Source organism: Roseicyclus marinus, from assembly GCF_030163795.1.
In the GTDB taxonomy this organism is placed as follows: Bacteria; Pseudomonadota; Alphaproteobacteria; order Rhodobacterales; family Rhodobacteraceae; genus Roseicyclus; species Roseicyclus marinus.
On the sequence record NZ_JASJOF010000012.1, the window covers coordinates 15,913 to 31,461 of the forward strand.

11 protein-coding genes and 1 pseudogene are annotated in these 15,549 nt (G+C 58.9%); 5 read left to right on the forward strand and 7 right to left on the reverse strand.

All coding sequences use genetic code 11. The features are described from left to right. Positions 1-5 precede the first annotated feature (5 nt). The 4 genes from QQK63_RS15535 to QQK63_RS15550 all read right to left on the reverse strand — a co-directional run bounded on the left by QQK63_RS15535 (position 6) and on the right by QQK63_RS15550 (position 6,724). Positions 6-650: a hypothetical protein gene (locus QQK63_RS15535; RefSeq protein WP_277822325.1), complete on the reverse strand. Its 645-nt coding sequence runs from the start codon at positions 648-650 to the stop codon at positions 6-8. A 139-nt stretch (positions 651-789) separates the two neighbouring features. Beyond that, positions 790-4,521 carry an AAA family ATPase gene (locus tag QQK63_RS15540; protein WP_277822326.1) on the reverse strand — a complete coding sequence of 1,244 codons (3,732 nt, stop codon included), beginning with the start codon at positions 4,519-4,521 and terminating at the stop codon, positions 790-792. Positions 4,522-4,524: 3 nt separating this feature from the next. Beyond that, a complete protein-coding gene (gene sbcD / locus QQK63_RS15545) occupies positions 4,525-5,754 on the reverse strand; it encodes an exonuclease subunit SbcD (protein WP_277822328.1) in 1,230 nt (409 codons plus the stop codon). 373 nt (positions 5,755-6,127) lie between these two features. Further along, positions 6,128-6,724 carry an outer membrane beta-barrel protein gene (locus QQK63_RS15550; protein ID WP_277822330.1) on the reverse strand — a complete coding sequence of 199 codons (597 nt, stop codon included), beginning with the start codon at positions 6,722-6,724 and terminating at the stop codon, positions 6,128-6,130. Between the two features lie 382 nt (positions 6,725-7,106). Here QQK63_RS15550 and QQK63_RS15555 point away from each other — a divergent pair, with 382 nt between their 5' ends. The 3 genes from QQK63_RS15555 (at position 7,107) to QQK63_RS15565 (ending at position 8,654) form a co-directional block, all read left to right on the forward strand. Beyond that, positions 7,107-7,823, forward strand: a complete 717-nt coding sequence (locus tag QQK63_RS15555; RefSeq protein WP_277822332.1) for a hypothetical protein — start codon at positions 7,107-7,109, stop codon at positions 7,821-7,823. A 122-nt stretch (positions 7,824-7,945) separates the two neighbouring features. After that, positions 7,946-8,200, forward strand: a complete 255-nt coding sequence (locus tag QQK63_RS15560) for a hypothetical protein (RefSeq protein WP_277822334.1) — start codon at positions 7,946-7,948, stop codon at positions 8,198-8,200. Beyond that, positions 8,187-8,654: a hypothetical protein gene (locus tag QQK63_RS15565; RefSeq protein WP_277822336.1), complete on the forward strand. Its 468-nt coding sequence runs from the start codon at positions 8,187-8,189 to the stop codon at positions 8,652-8,654. Before QQK63_RS15560 ends, QQK63_RS15565 begins: the two co-directional genes overlap by 14 nt. A 24-nt stretch (positions 8,655-8,678) precedes the next feature. Here QQK63_RS15565 and QQK63_RS15570 read toward each other — a convergent pair whose 3' ends face one another. After that, complete coding sequence (locus QQK63_RS15570; RefSeq protein ID WP_277822338.1) at positions 8,679-9,674, reverse strand: helix-turn-helix transcriptional regulator; 996 nt, start codon at positions 9,672-9,674, stop codon at positions 8,679-8,681. A 116-nt stretch (positions 9,675-9,790) separates the two neighbouring features. Further along, a complete protein-coding gene (locus tag QQK63_RS15575; protein ID WP_277822340.1) occupies positions 9,791-10,966 on the reverse strand; it encodes a hypothetical protein in 1,176 nt (391 codons plus the stop codon). Positions 10,967-11,696: 730 nt separating this feature from the next. Here QQK63_RS15575 and QQK63_RS15580 point away from each other — a divergent pair. After that, on the forward strand, positions 11,697-12,440 hold the full coding sequence (locus QQK63_RS15580) for a hypothetical protein (RefSeq protein ID WP_277822342.1): 744 nt from the start codon (positions 11,697-11,699) through the stop codon (positions 12,438-12,440). Between the two features lie 278 nt (positions 12,441-12,718). Here QQK63_RS15580 and QQK63_RS15585 read toward each other — a convergent pair. Continuing rightward, positions 12,719-13,944 (reverse strand): annotated as a pseudogene (locus tag QQK63_RS15585) (IS3 family transposase). Positions 13,945-14,089: 145 nt separating this feature from the next. Here QQK63_RS15585 and QQK63_RS15590 point away from each other — a divergent pair. Next, on the forward strand, positions 14,090-14,860 hold the full coding sequence (locus tag QQK63_RS15590) for a hypothetical protein (RefSeq protein WP_277822344.1): 771 nt from the start codon (positions 14,090-14,092) through the stop codon (positions 14,858-14,860). The last annotated feature ends 689 nt before the right edge of the window (positions 14,861-15,549 follow it).

Consider the following 15,549-nt stretch of genomic DNA (forward strand, 5'->3'; position numbering starts at 1 on the left):
AAGAACTACCTTTTCCGATTTTTCATGATTTCGGCGGCGCGGGGAGTTATGCAGTCTGACATTAAGTTAAGCTCCTCCGTTATGTTGGCAAACTCGGCGCGCACTTCCAGTCTGAGATTCAGTTTGGATCCAAGCAAGTTCAGCAAACCGCTCAGGGTTACGTCTTCATTTGACCCGGGCAAAATGAACGAAGCATCCAGTAAGCTACCCTGCTCATACAAGGGAACAGGCATCGCGCGATAAGTCTGACGGCCACCTTCTCGCCAGGGCATCCAAGACGAAAAGAACCGCAGGTCGAGATGCTTGTTACTTTGTTGGATTTTTCTCTGTGCGGTTTCCGTTAACCAAAAGAAGAGTTTTGTTCCCTTAGTCCCATCGCTGCCTTTGACATGAGTGGTCAGTCCGAATTTTGGCTCATTCATAGAACCAGCAATGGTCGGCCGTCCGAAAACAATCATAGGCTGTTCATCGCGGTTCCATTCTGGTGTGGCGGCAGCTCGAAAGCCGGAACAAGCGTGAATCATCTGGATAGATTTTTGCAGGGCTTCCAGAGGAACCTCGCCGAGGTTGCGACGCGTTACGTCTGTACAGAATTTTTCGCTGAATAGCGTTTCGTCTTTCAGTACATCATCCATGGTGTGGGGTGTCATCACGATCTCTTTCTGTTGAATTTCCGCTTATCCCAGTCATAGCTACAGCAGGGCCCTCCCGATGATGTCGAGATCATGGACGCCATTGATGCGGCGAGCTTTCCTTGAAAGGGCGCATACCCGCCCGCCGGGAAACCTCTCATGCTACCCTCAGTCGAATTTCGCTGGCCCCTCCACCCGTCTTGACGACCTCGACCTGAACCGGGATCCGGTCCTTCATCGCCTGGACGTGGCTGATGACACCGACCGTGCGCCCCTGCGCCTGCAGCCGCTCGAGGGCATCGATGGCAAGGTCGAGGCTGTCGGAATCCAGGGATCCGAAGCCCTCGTCGATGAAGAGTGTGCCGGCCAGCGCACCATGCGTGCCCATGCCCGAAAGGGCCAGCGCGAGCGCGAGCGACACCAGAAAGCGCTCGCCGCCCGACAGGAGCCGCGTCGGACGCCGGTCACCACCCATGTCGAGGTCGACTACATGGAGCGCAAGATCAGACGAAGCCACCTCGAGCTGGTATCGCGGTTTCAGATCCTGCAGGTGCAGGTTCGCCCGCTCGACGAGCAGGCCAAGCGTCACGGCCTGCGCGATCTGTGCGAAACGGTCCCCGTTCGCGGCCCCGATCGCCTCGTTGATGGCCAGCCAGGTTTCCGCGAGGCCCCGTGTTGTGCGGATTTCCTCCTCGAGATCCTTTAGGCGTTCACGCGCCTCGGCATCCGCGGATTGCCGCTCGTGGAGACCCCCGAGTTTCTCCCCCCGCATCTCGATGATCGAGGCAAGTTCGACCCGGCGCGCCTCCAGATCAGGACGTGGCGTCGTAGGAAGACCATTTTCCAGAAGCGCCTCCATAGCCTCGCTGCGCTCCCGGAGCGCGCCCTCAGCCTCGGATTTCTCTTTGTCCGCCTTCTCGATCCGGATTCGACAGGCCGCGACCTTCTCTTCGGGCGCTGCCTGCAGCGCCACGCAGCGATCTAAGGGAAGGTCGGCTTGCTCGCAGGCCCGTGCGAGTGCTTCCTCAGAAAGAGACTTGCGCTTTTCGGAGTGTGTCACGGCATCCCTCGCCGCACCCAAGGCGCTCTCAAGACCGGCAAGCTTCGTGGCGGCCTCGGTGCGCGTCTCATCGGCCGTTTGGAGGTTCTCGAACGCTTTGCGCCGCGCATCGTTGTGGCGCGTGCGATGCGCTTCCGTCGGCTCACCACCAAGAAGGCCTGCGCGCTCCTGAACCAGCGCATCTCTGACCTCGTCCCGCTCCTTACTCTGGGCGCGGCATGCAACCTCCGCCTTCTCCTTCCCTTCGAACTCGGCCCGGGCGCGCCCGATCTCCGACGCGAGTCCGGCGAGGCTCTCCTTGTACGTGGCGATCTCCGATCGTGCTGTGACGAGCCTGTCCACGACATGCCGAAGCTGTTCGAGGTGTTCCTCCGCGCCTGCTCCGAACAAGGAGGCTTGCTGCCTGACCGGGGCGAGCATGGGTGTCATGCGCGCATCAATCTCCGACAGGGTTTGCTCTGCCGCCTCGATGTCGCCGGAAAGCCGCGTCATCCTGGTCTCAGAGCCGCAGATGCGGGCGTCGATATCCCGAACATCATCTTCAAGACGCCTGGTTTCCCGCTCTTGTGCCTCGATCACCTTCGCAGCCTCGTCGAACTGTTGATCGAGCTCTGAGAGCCGGTCCCGATCTCCCTCGAGCGTCTTTCGCCGTTCAGCGATCCGGGCGTGGATCCCGTCAAAAATCTCCTGAGGAACACCGGGCCCACGCGGGAGATCCGCATCGAAAGGGCTACCGTCGAGCGCTTGTCGCGCCTCGCTCACGCGCCACATGGACCGATCCATGACCTCAGCAAGGCCTGGTCGTGCTTTGTCCTCGGCCTCGAGCGTTCTTTGCGCCTCGGCGAGAGCCCGGTCCGCCTTCTGAGCCGCATCAAGCCCATCCTGCCGATCGCGCCGCACCGCGTCGAGTTGTGCCCGCAGATCTCGGGCGAGCTCCGCAAGCGCGCTGTCCTCCATGACCGGATGCGAAGTCGATTGACAGACAGGACAGGGGGCATCGCGTTCGAGATGCCTGCGCAGTTCCAAGGCTTCGCGCGAGACCGCAGCATCGGCCGTCTCGACCGGACGCTGCAGTGCCGCAATCGCGATATCGGCTTGAGCGACCTTCGCCTCCGCGTCTTTCTTCGCAGCCGTCGCCTCGGCCTCGCCCGAGACCGCAGCCTGCCGCCCTGCATCGCTAGCCGAAAGCGCCTCTTCGGCAAGGCGCAGGTCGCGGTTCGCGTCCTCGAATGACCTCAGATCAGCCGCGGCCTGGGTCAACCGGGCGAGCCGGTCAGCCGGTGCCGCAGCGGTCAGAGCAGCGCGCGCGTCACGAAGCCCATCCTGCGTGTCACGCGCGGCCACAATCAAGGCTTTCGCTGCCGAGATCTTCGTGGTGGCTGCGTTTTTCGCCACGAGAGCCTCTGCGATCTCCGATGTGAGCTGGCCGAGCTCGGACTCCCAGCCGACCTTCTTCGTCGCACAGACAATGCGCGCTTGAAGGCGATCCTCGAGCACCGGCCAGTTAGACAATAGGGCGTCATGGTCCGTCACCTGCGAAAGCTTGGCCTGTTCTTTGAGGATGGCAGCCTCGAGAGCAGCAGCCTGCGCCTCGAGGTTCTCCTTCGCGCGACGGGCTGCTGTAGTGTCCTCCACGGCCCTCACCAGAAGGGTTTGCGCCTTTTCAGCTTCCTCACGTGCCGTTGTGATTTTTCCGTCAAGCGCCGTGGCCCGGCTCCATTCCGGCCCAAGGCACTTGAAAGCGGCCTCTGCCTCGTCATGCTGGGTTTTCGCCGCAGCAGCCTCGGAACGGGCCTGCTCGAGGACGTGGTGTTGCGCGTCGCGAGCGCGGACCAAGCTGTCCCGCGCGGCGATCGCGTCATTGAGCGCTGTTCGGGCAGAGGCGCGCTCCCTCACCTCCCCCCGCAGGCCACGCGCCTTGTCCCAATCCGCAAGCCAGCTGCGGTTGGCCGCCAAGGTCTTGGCGGCCTCGAGGGCCTCGCTCACGCGTGCCGCGGCTTTCTCTTTCGCGGCGTGCGCCTCTTCGACGGCCTTGTAGGTACTAATCTCGGCGTCGACATGCTTTAGCTCGGTCTCATCGGCTTTCTGGGTGACCTTGAGATCATGGATCTCGACAGTGAGCGCCTCACGCTCCTCAGGATCAAGAATCCGATGCTCGGCGCGCCGTGTTTCGAGGTCCTCGAGTGTGCGCCGCGTCTCGGCATGACGCTCGTGTACCTTCTTGGAGATCATGCGATAGATTTCGGTGCCCGTAACTTTCTCAAGGATCGCCGCACGCTCTCCGGTCCTGGCGTCGAGAAAGGCCGCGAAATCGCCCTGCGCCAACAAGACGGTACGGCGAAACTCATCATAGCTGAGGCCCGTCAGCTTCTCGACTTTTTCATTTACGAGCGTGAGCTGGGTGGCCAGGACCTGACCATCGGAGAGACGGGACACATTACGGTCCACGTTTTGCAGCCGCCCATCGAGCCGCCCACGGGCCCTGCGCGCCACCCATTCGGCTACATAGGTCTCGCCATCGACCGCCCGGAATATCACTTTGGCCGTAGCCTGCGCAGCACCCCGTCGCAGCGCCATACGCGGGTCATTCGCCTTAAGTGCGCTTCCGTCAACATCCTCGACGTTCTCTCGGGTGCCGTCGCCCGAAAGACGTGGGCAGTTCCCATAGAGGGCAAGGCACATCGCATCGAGGATGCTCGACTTGCCCGCACCGGTCTCGCCGGTGATGGCGAAAAGCCCCGCCGAGGAGAGCGGGCCGTCCTCCAGACGGATCTCAAAAGGCTCGGCGAGGCTGGCGATGTTTTGGCCGGAGATCGAGAGGATCTGCATCGCTCACACACCTCCGGCGATTTCGCGGAACCCTGCGAGATGACGATCCGAGGGCGGGATCCCATGCTTGGTCTTGAAGGCTTCCACGAACAGGTCTTCAGGTTGCGTCTCGCGAAGGGATCGCGGCGGCGTCAGCCCCTCCGACGCCTCCGGATGGTCCGCCAGGGACCGATGGATGCGAACACCGGCAGGTCGGACCGGAACGGCGCGAAGAAGGGCCTCGGCTTTGCCAAGAGTGACGGCCGGCGCTTCGTCGCCCGCGGCAAGCTCGACGTAGATGAGCGGTCGGAGCCCAGGGTCAGGTACATCCTCGATCGCGAGTAGAGCCTTCTCCAGCCCGTCAACATCGGTCACACCGGTTTTTGGCAGCCGTAGAACCTGAGCCGGCCATGGAATACCCCTATGCCGGGGCGCGACCTTCCGCCCGTCGATTTCGAGGATCGTCACGCCGTGATCGTATCGGATCTCAGCCGCCGAGAGGGGAAAGCAGCTTCCCGAATATCGGACGCGTCCACCGTCGAGGTTCTGTGGCCCGTGCAGATGGCCGAGGGCGACATAATCGAGCCGTGCAGGAAAGATCTCAGGCGGGACGGCATGCGAACCGCCGATCAAGATGCGGCGTTCGGCGCCTTCGCTCTCTATGCCGCCAGCGCAGTGAAGATGTCCGGTTGCGATAAGGGGCAAATCACCGACAATGTCCTCGACGCTCGCTACGATCTTCTCATGAAAATCACGCGCCGCAGTCTCGATGCTGAAGCCCATCTCCTTATCCGAGAAACTCACGCCCGTCAGATCGGCCGCGCGCAGGAAGGGGATCGCCAGCACATAGAGGGCAGGACCACCATCTGGTCCGGGAATCGCGACGAGATGCTGGCGCGCGTCGAGCGCGCCATCCTGTCGACGAACCGTGCCGATTGCGTGAATGTCGAGGCTCTGGAACAGATCAGCAGGCGCCTCGAGGCGCAGGGCGGGATCGTGATTGCCGCCCGAGATCACTGTGATGAGCCCCGGGCGCCGACGCTTGAACTCGGCGAGCGACCGGTAGAGGAGGCGCTGGCTTTCACCTGAGGGGTTAGTGTTGTCGAAGATATCCCCGGCAACAAGGAGAAGGTCGATCTCCTCATCTTCGAGCACCTCAGCGAGCAGAGAGAAGAACACCTCGTGCTCGCGCTCGCGCGACCAGCCGTTCAGGGTCTGTCCGATGTGCCAGTCAGCGGTATGAAGTGCGCGCATCAGATCCTCGCATTGTGTTACTCTTGAAGGTGCCGATGGCACCTAGAGGAGGTCCGCTTTCCTAATTCTTAGGCACCAACTTTCAGAAAAACTTGAGAGGGCGGGCTTACATTATTGGTAATGGCCCATCGGTCAAAAACTTCGAATTATCCTTCAGGGGGCAATTCACCATGTTCGAACGTAATCGCTGCGGTCTGTGGTTAAACTTGTCAGGGACAATAATTTAAGCCCCCCGGCTTTGTCGCCAGAGGGTGCAATTCGAGTAGTCCCGAACGGACCATATAGTCGTTAATCACTTCATCGTGTGGCCGGTCTCGTAATCCTTGAGCTTGCGCCGCGAGCTCCCCAACCAACAAAATCATCAGCAGCAGATTTAGAAGCGGTAACCGATGAATGCGAATGTTGCATCAGCATCGGACTCGCCACCGAGATTGTCATAGTAGGTCAGACCAACCGAAATATTGTCAGTGACGTTAAACCCGGCGCCGAGGAAACCGCCGAAACCATCCTCATCTACGGCACCGCTGTAGTTCACACCAGCGATGGTAACCGTTCCTGTCGCGCTCACCTCGGAGTAATGAGCACCCGCGCGCAGGAAAATAGCATCTGTCGCGTAGTACTTCAGGCCGAAATCGAAGCCCCTTGCATCTACTTCCACTCTCCCCGTCGCAGTGGTGCCAGGAGATGCAAAGGTCACATCCAAAGAGCCTGTTTGAAAGAGGCCAAACTCCGCTGCCAGAGTATTAGTGATGCCCAATTCGGCATACGCGCGTAGTGCAACAGTTGAGCTGTCTTCCGAAAAGGTCACGGTCCGACCGGAAGCAGTTGCGAGTACCTGAGCTGCCTCTGCACCACCAACATCAGCTGCAGCAAATCCACCTTCAACGCCGAAGCGCCACTCCTGAGCCTGTGCTGCTGAAAGTGTCAGTGTCGACAAGACTATGGCTACCAATAAGCTTTTCTTCATCATCGTTTCCTTATCGTTATTAAAAAAATTGTTTGAACGGGCTCACCCAAAGTGTGGGCTTTGGTTTGACGTGTCAAACATTTGTGCTTCCTAAGACAGGAAATGTGTCCCCATCGGCCCGGTTATTGCAGTCGCGTCTTACCTAAGCCCAGCTCGGGTTCTGGAGATGCCAGCACGTCAATCGTTGCGTTACGATGGGTCATTCGACCGTTCTGACCAAAGGGTGCTTTGTTCGCTACTCCGACCTAGGCTCGGACCGCAAACACTGTCCACTTCTTGCCTTCTACCCACATGACAGCTTCTGCCACCCACTGCGTTTACCTTTGGCCAACCAGCGGTCGCCTTGTCCTGAGGCCCGCCCCCCCAAGCCCGGAGGAAAGACCAGATGCAGATGAACCATGCCACCTTCACGCGGTCGCCGGCGCTCCGGCTCTCACTCAAACGGGGCTATGCGACACAGGCCATCGCGAGGGCAGGGCAGGATTCGGCAGATCTGTCGGGACTCGTGCGGATCGCGGCGGAGCTTAGGCCCAACCCCAAGGCGCTGAGCCGGGTCGCCGCACGCATAAAGGGCAGGCCCGGTGTCGTCCAGATCGCGGCGAGCGCGGATCGCAAGAGCCTGACCTTCGTGGCCCGCCTGACCCGCGAGATCGAAACCAGGGTCACTGGGGAACCGGTCTTCGCGGAAACGGGCATGATCTACCTTCGGATGCGCGTCAGAGTCTCTTCGAGAGGTGTCGGGTTCCATCTCTCGGCCATCAGCTTCTGCCGCCATGCCCTGGAGCGTCTGGTGGAACGCGCGGACCCTGATCTTTGCCGGGGGCTCTTGCCGGTGATCGACGGCGAGGCCTGCGCCATGTTCCGAGCTTGGGAAGCGGGGCGTCCCTTTGACGAGGCGGGTGACACGTTTTGCCCCGCCGCCGCGGCTGGGGTCTGGGCCGGGGGCTATGACGCCCTGGCCATGGACCCCGCATGGGCCCTTGTCTCCACAACAACGGCCAGCGTTCCGATCTTTTCCGCGCGGACCTTTCTGTCGGAAGCCGAGATGCGCCCGACGGTCTGGCTGCGCTGGAAGGACGATCCGGCCTGCCGGATCATCTGACCCACGCGCGCGCCCTTGGCTTGTGGCGGGGCGCGGAGTGCCTATCTGACGCGCCCCGCCCGAACATGACCAGCGACCACACCCGCGCCATGTCGCGGCAACCCCCACAAAGGAGGGCAAAGATGCAGTTCAACCCGCTGACCGGAACGCTCTGGGATGACGAGGGGCGGTTCCTCAAAAGCGTCCATTGCCCGAAGGGCGCCACCCAAAATGACATCGCCGCCGGGATCTGCCTGCTATGTGACCATGCGATCGTGCCCCTCGACGACCTGCCCGAGGTCGAGGCTCTGACCCGCCTGCGCGCCGATCCCGACCTTTGCCTGAGCTTTCGCCCCGACCACCCCGCCATCAGGATGATCCACCATGACCCTAACTAACCAAGACGCGTCCCTCCGCAAGATCGTGACTGCCCGCACCCTCGAGGAGATGAACGCCGCGACGCGGAACGGTTGCCGCCTGCTGGTGCGGCGGATCGAGCGCAACCCGGAGGTTCACGCAAAATACAAGGTGGTGAAGCACAAACAGACCGGTGAGCTGGTAATGGTCACGGACTGGCGCTCGGAACCGGTGGGCCAGGATTGGGAGGACTGCATCTCCTGGAGCGATTACTATCCCTACCACTCGCCGTTGCCGTTCGCGGCCTACGTCCTGCCGCCCGATCTGGCGGTGGACGAGACCGTGTTCCTGGCCGATCTGATCGAGGAGCATGTCGGGATGATCTGGAACCAGGGGGCGGCCTTCCGGCTTGCCGGCTGCAAGGCCCGCTGGACCGGTCGGGAGTTTGAGCTGATCCGACCTCGCGGTGGCGTTCCGGATCGGATCATCGGCTAAACGACTGGCAGCCCAGCCAATCGGTCAGGGCAGGGCGGGGAAATCCCCCCGCCTGTGTCGGGCGACCATCTCGCGCAGGGCGACCGGGGCCAGAACCTCGACCGCATCGCCCCACATGTAGAGGTGCCAGGCCATCTCCAGATGACCCGAGGCCGTGAAGCGGATGGTCAGGCCGCCGTCCGGTTCCTCGGTCATCACTTGGCTCGGATGGAACAGGAACTCCCGCGCGGTGTGGGCGGCCGTGGGGCTGAAGCGCCAGATCACCTCGCCGTATTCGGCATCTGTGTGATAGCTGCCGAAGGCGCGCGCCGCATGGGTGCCGAGATCGAAGGCGGGATCGCGTGCGAAGCTGTCGGCCTCGATCCGGGCGGCGGTGATCCGGTCAAGCCTGTAATGCTGCATCCGTCCGTCGCCCCCGGCCTCTCGCGCCACAAGATAGCGGCGGGTGCCAAGGAGCAGGCCATGCGGCTCAAGCCGTCGCTCGCGGTCGGGATCGCGGCCGCCGGCATAGACGATGCTCAGCACATGCGGGCCTTTCAGCGACTCGGCGATCGCGCCCATGATGTTGCCCGCGACCTGGACCTGCGGACCGGGGCGGGAGGCAAAGCCATGCGCCTCGAGCATCGCCTCGGCATCGGCCTCTGCGCGGCGGGCATGGGGGCCGGGCATGGCCGAAAGAAGACGGTCGCGCAGACCTGACAAGGCCCGCACATCCGTCACCGCGCCCTCGCGCTCGGCCCGGCGGATCGCCAGCTCCAGCGCCGCCAGCTCGCTGTCGCGGATACCCTGCGCCAGCATCAGCCGCGCATGATCGGCGCGTAGCTTCCAGAACTTGCGCCGCTCGTCATCGATCTGGGTGGTGCAGTTGGGAAACATCTGCTCCAGCGCCTTGGTCATCCGCTGCGCGGTGCGCCGGTCGATGCCGAACTCCTCCTCGATGTCGGTGAGTGACACGCCTGCATAGCGCGCTGTCGCAAGCTCGGCGAGGCGTAGAAGATCGGCGGCTTTCTGGAAAGACATGAGATTAACCTCAGAGAAACCTTCGACAGCACGCTTTGGATTGGTTGTGGCGACGCTTGATCTCTACGTTGCCCTACCTTCCTATATTAAAAACAAATTGTTAGGCTGTAATGAACTTAGGATAAATTCCCACTCATTATTATGCGCATTTTTTCGTCATGCTTCTTTTTCACACTATGAAAGCGTTGAGTAATAACTTGGCGCCTCTTTTCAGATATCCAAGGCTTGTTCCTCTCATCTTGATAAGCGTCCATTATGACGCGGAGCTTATCGACCTCTTCACGCAGTGATTCAAGATTCAGCTCACTAGCCTTCTCACTATTGGATTTCGAAGGATCGACTCTGGAGCTTTTAGCAACTCTCCCATCTGTTGAGATGCCTGCACCCTTTCCATGTCTTGTTTTTATAGACTTCCAGATATAATTTTTGCTTGGCGCAACAAATTTTTTTGTCTGCCTTGGCTTTGGCCAGCTATGGTAACCGATCATCTCAAGTAGGGTAGCGGAGAGCGCAGCATCCCATTTCATCCCCCGAGCTGTTCGAAATCCCTCGCGGTTAAATTCTCGCGCAAGAGTAATGGGTTCAATAGGTCCTCTACTATCGAGCCTCCGAACTTTTCTCTCGCATATTCGCATGAAGTCTTGTCGCGACATGTTGTTGTTCGAAAAAGGGTCGGCCTGTGGCATTACTTCGCCATCAGACTCTGCATTCACAGGGCTAGCCTTTTTTTGATCTCGATGCTCAGGCGCTGATGAGCCATCAAACTCGTTAACATTAATCGGTGTAAGAAGCTCTCTTCCTATAAAGGAGAATATCTTGCCATTATAACTTACAAGGTCCCCTTCATCGACTACATTACGTTTTGTTTTGATAGTAAAATTGCGCTTAACAATATCTTTTGAGGAAACGCTTTCAACAAATACACGGATAGTTTCAGTGGATCTTAAGGTTTTTACAACAACGTAGAGCGCCCAAGTTTCATTCCTTCGACCCCATTCACTTGTGAAATAGGTGCCTGCGAGGTTATCAGCGTCAAGGATCTTTCTGATCTCAGTGGAAGGCCGTTGAGTTGGCCTCAGAAAATCATTGCGTTTCGATTGAGTTTTGGAAATCGTACAGGGGTGCTTTGGCCAAGGTGGTCCCAACTCATCAAAAAATACTCTACTCCCGTACATATTTTGATAAAAAAAGACGTCTTGCTGGCAAACGGGACACTTAGCGTTTGGGCTTACAAAGCATGAGTTGAGGCTGCGAACTCTGAGTTCCGTCAAAATCCTTTTGGCGGAGTCCATCCGAGGTGTAGCATTCTCTAATCGATTTCTATTTCCTCCTACGCACCAGCCACAAGTGCATGAGGGATAGTGGTTGTAGCCCGTCAAATACGCCCCCTTTTTCTTTTGCCAAGGTCTTCAAACTGATTGTGTCTGCATTCTGGAATTTGCAGTGTTTTTTCAACGCGACGAGTTCTATCGTTGATCATAATACTAAAAAAGCGCCGCCGATTAATTCGGCTACTATTCTGCCACAAGTTCAGTGACCGATCCACTTATTTCAAAGCCAAAAAGGGTCAAGGTTGTTCTGTGTTTACCATGGTTCCAGCACGCTTGCGTATGTAGTTCCCCGCCGCTTATGAGAGTAGCAACTTGTGTTCGTTTACAGGAAAACGCATGGCGCTGCGAACAGTCGCTAACTCAACCGGCGATCTTTAAACTGGTGACAGTTAGACGTTGCCGCGCAAGGCTGCAGATATAATTCAGAACGTCGCGAAGAGGCTTTCCAGCTGGGTCAGGTCGCACGCTTGGAGTTCTCATGTGGGCAGCGGCTATAGCAGAGGACTAGTAGACCCTGTCGGACGCGATCGTGGCGCTTGACCTGCCTCATTCCATCTATGCTCACTGAAGTGATGATCCGGCAGTTTACGGGACTCACAGTCTCGCTTGGTCATCGAGGCTAGCTCCTGCATCAAAGCGTGGAACGGGGTAAACGCCTCGCTGACTTTATGACGCATTCAAAGGCGAGAACATGTTTATGCACCAGCGAACCCAGCTCGTTTACAGCCTTTTGGTCGAATATGTGCGCAGTCCCTCCTTGCGCCACGTGCGGGAAGAGCGCTCCCTCGCAAAGCTCGCCCTCGAGATTGTCACAGAGCTTGATCGAGACAGTTCGGTCTGGAAGAAGTGGGAAGGGCCGCGGGAGAAGATCCTTGGCGCTGCTATTGAGTGTTGGATCCCGAAGGCGGATATGCTCGACTTCCTCAACAGCCTGCCAGGACCGACACTGACCATGACGGACCTTGAGCAGCGCATGAAATGCATGATCGAGGGAGAGTATATAGGTAATCCTGAGCCCAAACTTGAGGCTGAATGCCTGGCCATCTATCAGGCTGAGAAGGAGGCGGGCACAGAGATGCCCGCGATCATCGGGCGCCTTGCGGATTACACGATCGCGCAATTCCAGCGGTTGCGCGATGAAAGGCGTGTCGAGGAGGAAAGGCAACTTGAAGAGGCGCGGTTGGAGCGGGAGCGGCGGCTCCTGTCTTACGCCGATTGTCCCTGGACCCAGATCAAGGGCTCGAAATTTATCTACTGCCGCAAGAACGGTCGGGTTTTTAAGCTCCAGCCCAATAGCGATAAGAGCCTCACCCTGTACCGCGTGAAGGCGGTCGATGATGCTGCCGCCGGTGAGTTGATCGGCCGATACCGATCGCGCGGTGATGCGAGCAAGGTTGTGGCAAAGGCGGCTTATCAACCAGAGCCATGGCGATAGGGTTCAGGGTGGCGCTTTTGCTAAGCCGTGATTGGGATCAGCTTCGTATCGCTTCCAGTCTTAACGTCGACTTGGTTCCCCCAGCAGTCTTGGAGCAAAAAGTTCCAATTCAGCGACTTCGCCAATCCGCCGGGGCGAACATGGCGCGCTCGTTTGGTTTGCGGCGGATGTTCGAAGCGATCTGATCTGCGCCGGATAAGGGATAAGAGCATTAAGCCGATCACCATCAGGCGGATTCGAAGTTGCCGCTATGGTCTTGCCCCCATTTCACCGGACACTCAGGCGGTTGCGGTTTGAGCTGCGATGAACTCGCGTGGCGAGCGCATTTTCAGCCCTGAGTGCGGGTGGTTGTCGTTGTAGTCCTCGATCCAGCCTCCGATCAATCCGAGAACGGTCTGTGCATCCGGCAACGGTGTCACCTGGACGTAATCGCGCTTCAGAGTCTTGACGAAGGCCTCTGAGAGTCCGTTGCTCTGAGGGCTCTGGACCGGCGTGAAGCAGGGCTTCAGGCCCAGCTGGCGGGCGAAGATCTGCGTGTCCTTCGCGATGTAAGGCGAGCCGTTATCGGACAGCATCTCGATGACCGACGGCGCACGGTGACCGCCAAAGCGGCGCTCCACGGCCTCGAGCATGATGTCGCGGATGTCGGAACCGCTGATCCCGGCGTTGACCACGGCGCGCCAGGCGATGATCTCGCGGTCGTGGGCATCGATTATGAACGCGCCGCGGACGATGTCGCCATTCTAGCAGGTGAACTCGAACCCGTCGGAACACCAACGCAGGTTCGAGCGCATGACGATCACCTTGCCGTCGTGAACATGCTCGGGGCGCTCGGAGTATTTCCGCGCCAGCAGCAGGTTATGGGCCTGCATGATCCGGTAAACCCGCTTGTGGTTGACCGGGGCCAGGCCCTCTGCGCGAAGCTTGCGGTTCAGGATCGCCGTGATCCGACGGTAGCCGTAGGTCGGGCGCGCCGCCACCAGCGTGGTGATCAACGGCACCAACGCCGCGTCTTGCGCTTTATGATAGCGCCGCCGCGGCTTCGTTCTCCCGTTCAACCGATCGATCAGGTTCGAGCGGGCCACGCCCAGGGTTTCCGCCACGACCTTCACTGGAAATCGTCCTTCAGCGGCGACCGCGCGAGCAAGGTCGGTTTTTTTGACCGTGACTTGTCCAGCGCCTCGCGCAGGATCTCGGCCTCGAGCGTCTTGCGGCCGAGGTGGCGTTCGAGTTCGCGGATGCGATCCTCCATTTGACGGACGATCTTGTTGCTGGTGACGTCGTCATCCTCGGTCACGGCGACACTCCCCCCTTCGAGCATGAGCCGACGCCAACGATACAGCAGGTTGGGCGCTACGCCATTCCGGCGCGCCACGACCGAAATGCTGGCCCGGTCGTCCAGCGTCTCCTCCACGATCCGCAGCTTCTCGGCGGCAGTCCAGCGGCGCCGACGGCCGCCATCGGTGATGATCTCTATCTCAGACATAAGCACGTGCTCAGGCATAGGCCTAAGCCTCCATGGTCATGCCCAAGTGTCCGGTCGAAACGGGGGGCAGTTCACGCTATTCCACTCGAATTCTATGGTTGCTCCAAGTTGGAAACAGCGGCTTATCAATTCTGCCACCTAGAAATTTGGAATAGAGATAGTAGTGCCGCAGAACCAGCAAGAAGATACCAACGCCGAATTACTTCCTGACGGCCTAGAAGCGCTGCGGCGAGAGCTCAGCCTCAAGGATGTGATGGGGTTGATCGAGCGGACTGCACGATGGGTCGATCCGCGGACATTCGACTATCTTCCCGTTTGGTACCCAGAACACGCTCGAAGAGCCCTGTTTTATAAGGCAAATTGGTCTGAGCCGCAGATGAACCACAATCGACAGACAGGAGCGGTCATCCACAAGTTCGAAGGAAACATCCATGCGAACAAGGCTTTAACTCTTGCATTGGGTCTGCGTGCCGTGGAGCGACCGAACTGGTCATGCTGCCACATCTGGGGTGTGGATGATGCCGCATATCAGACCAGCAATGCCGTGGTTCAGGATCGACGCTACTTCTCGTGTGTAGCGAACATGGTCCTGCTGCCGACGCCGTTGAAGGCGTTCACCGACGTCATGATCGATGTGAAGATGATGCTTCGCGTGTGCGCGCTCAACCTCTACGGCTGGTCCTGCGATCATAAAGAGGTAACGGACATCGCAGGCCAGGTTGTTGAATGGTCGAACTGGGATGCCTATCCAAAGAGCTGGCCAAAGCCCGATCAGCCTTCGCGTCCTCTAGGCACGGCCCAGTTCTCGGCGCGGATCAAGGAGTCGGCAGACCGCAGGAAGGCTGCCATCGTGAAGGATCTAGCATCCGCAGGCCCGTACTATCCTCGGGATGAAGTGCTTGAGGTACTCGACTACTGGAGCATTTCACTTTGAGACCAAAGATCCGCCGCTCCGAGGGATGCCCATACCGCGACCAGCTTAACCCGAGGCGGTGATTACGACGCAGATGGTAACCCGCCCCCGATTCCCAGCCTTCTCTTAGGGCACTTCGAGCGCGAGTGCCGTCACTTGCGCTCTTCTATCGCGCCGCGCACCTTATCAGTGACCTCTAGCGTGGCACCGGCGTGGCAGCGAGGATCCCCTGCTACACTGATACGCCCAGACGATACGACTCCCCACATAGGGTTGCTGCGTCTCGCATACACTTGACGCTTGAAGTCGACAAATTCACAGTGATTGGGGTAGCTTTTCAAGACTGAGAATTACGCATGTCAATTCCCACGGCTGTTATTGAGTGCAGCACATGTGACTATCAGGTCGCTGCTGTCCAAACCCATGGTGCATTCTCATGGTGTGATGACACTGGCAATAGAGCACAGCTAACTCGTGAACTTGGTGTTTGTGAGGACTGTGCCTGTGTTGTGGCAATCGAGAAGTTGCCAAGTGAGAGTGAGCTTCAAGACATGGTTGCAGAGGTGCGGGCAACTCATCCCAGGCCCATGAAGAAAGGTTTTTTATCTCGGCTGATGGGAGAACGAAAGGATGATCATCCTGATTGGTTGAAGGCCTTAGACTCAATGGTTCCCAAAAACCCCGAAAGTGTTCTTTTAGCACTGAGCGAG

Bases quoted from the DNA above. Each gene is read 5' to 3' on its own strand.
- QQK63_RS15570 (WP_277822338.1), bottom strand. From the start codon at position 9,674: ATGTCTTTCCAGAAAGCCGCCGATCTTCTACGCCTCGCCGAGCTTGCG.
- QQK63_RS15560 (WP_277822334.1), top strand. From the start codon at position 7,946: ATGCAGTTCAACCCGCTGACCGGAACGCTCTGGGATGACGAGGGGCGG.
- QQK63_RS15565 (WP_277822336.1), top strand. From the start codon at position 8,187: ATGACCCTAACTAACCAAGACGCGTCCCTCCGCAAGATCGTGACTGCC.
- QQK63_RS15535 (WP_277822325.1), bottom strand. From the start codon at position 650: ATGACACCCCACACCATGGATGATGTACTGAAAGACGAAACGCTATTC.
- QQK63_RS15550 (WP_277822330.1), bottom strand. From the start codon at position 6,724: ATGATGAAGAAAAGCTTATTGGTAGCCATAGTCTTGTCGACACTGACA.
- QQK63_RS15580 (WP_277822342.1), top strand. From the start codon at position 11,697: ATGTTTATGCACCAGCGAACCCAGCTCGTTTACAGCCTTTTGGTCGAA.
- QQK63_RS15555 (WP_277822332.1), top strand. From the start codon at position 7,107: ATGCAGATGAACCATGCCACCTTCACGCGGTCGCCGGCGCTCCGGCTC.
- QQK63_RS15575 (WP_277822340.1), bottom strand. From the start codon at position 10,966: ATGGACTCCGCCAAAAGGATTTTGACGGAACTCAGAGTTCGCAGCCTC.
- QQK63_RS15540 (WP_277822326.1), bottom strand. From the start codon at position 4,521: ATGCAGATCCTCTCGATCTCCGGCCAAAACATCGCCAGCCTCGCCGAG.
- sbcD (WP_277822328.1), bottom strand. From the start codon at position 5,754: ATGCGCGCACTTCATACCGCTGACTGGCACATCGGACAGACCCTGAAC.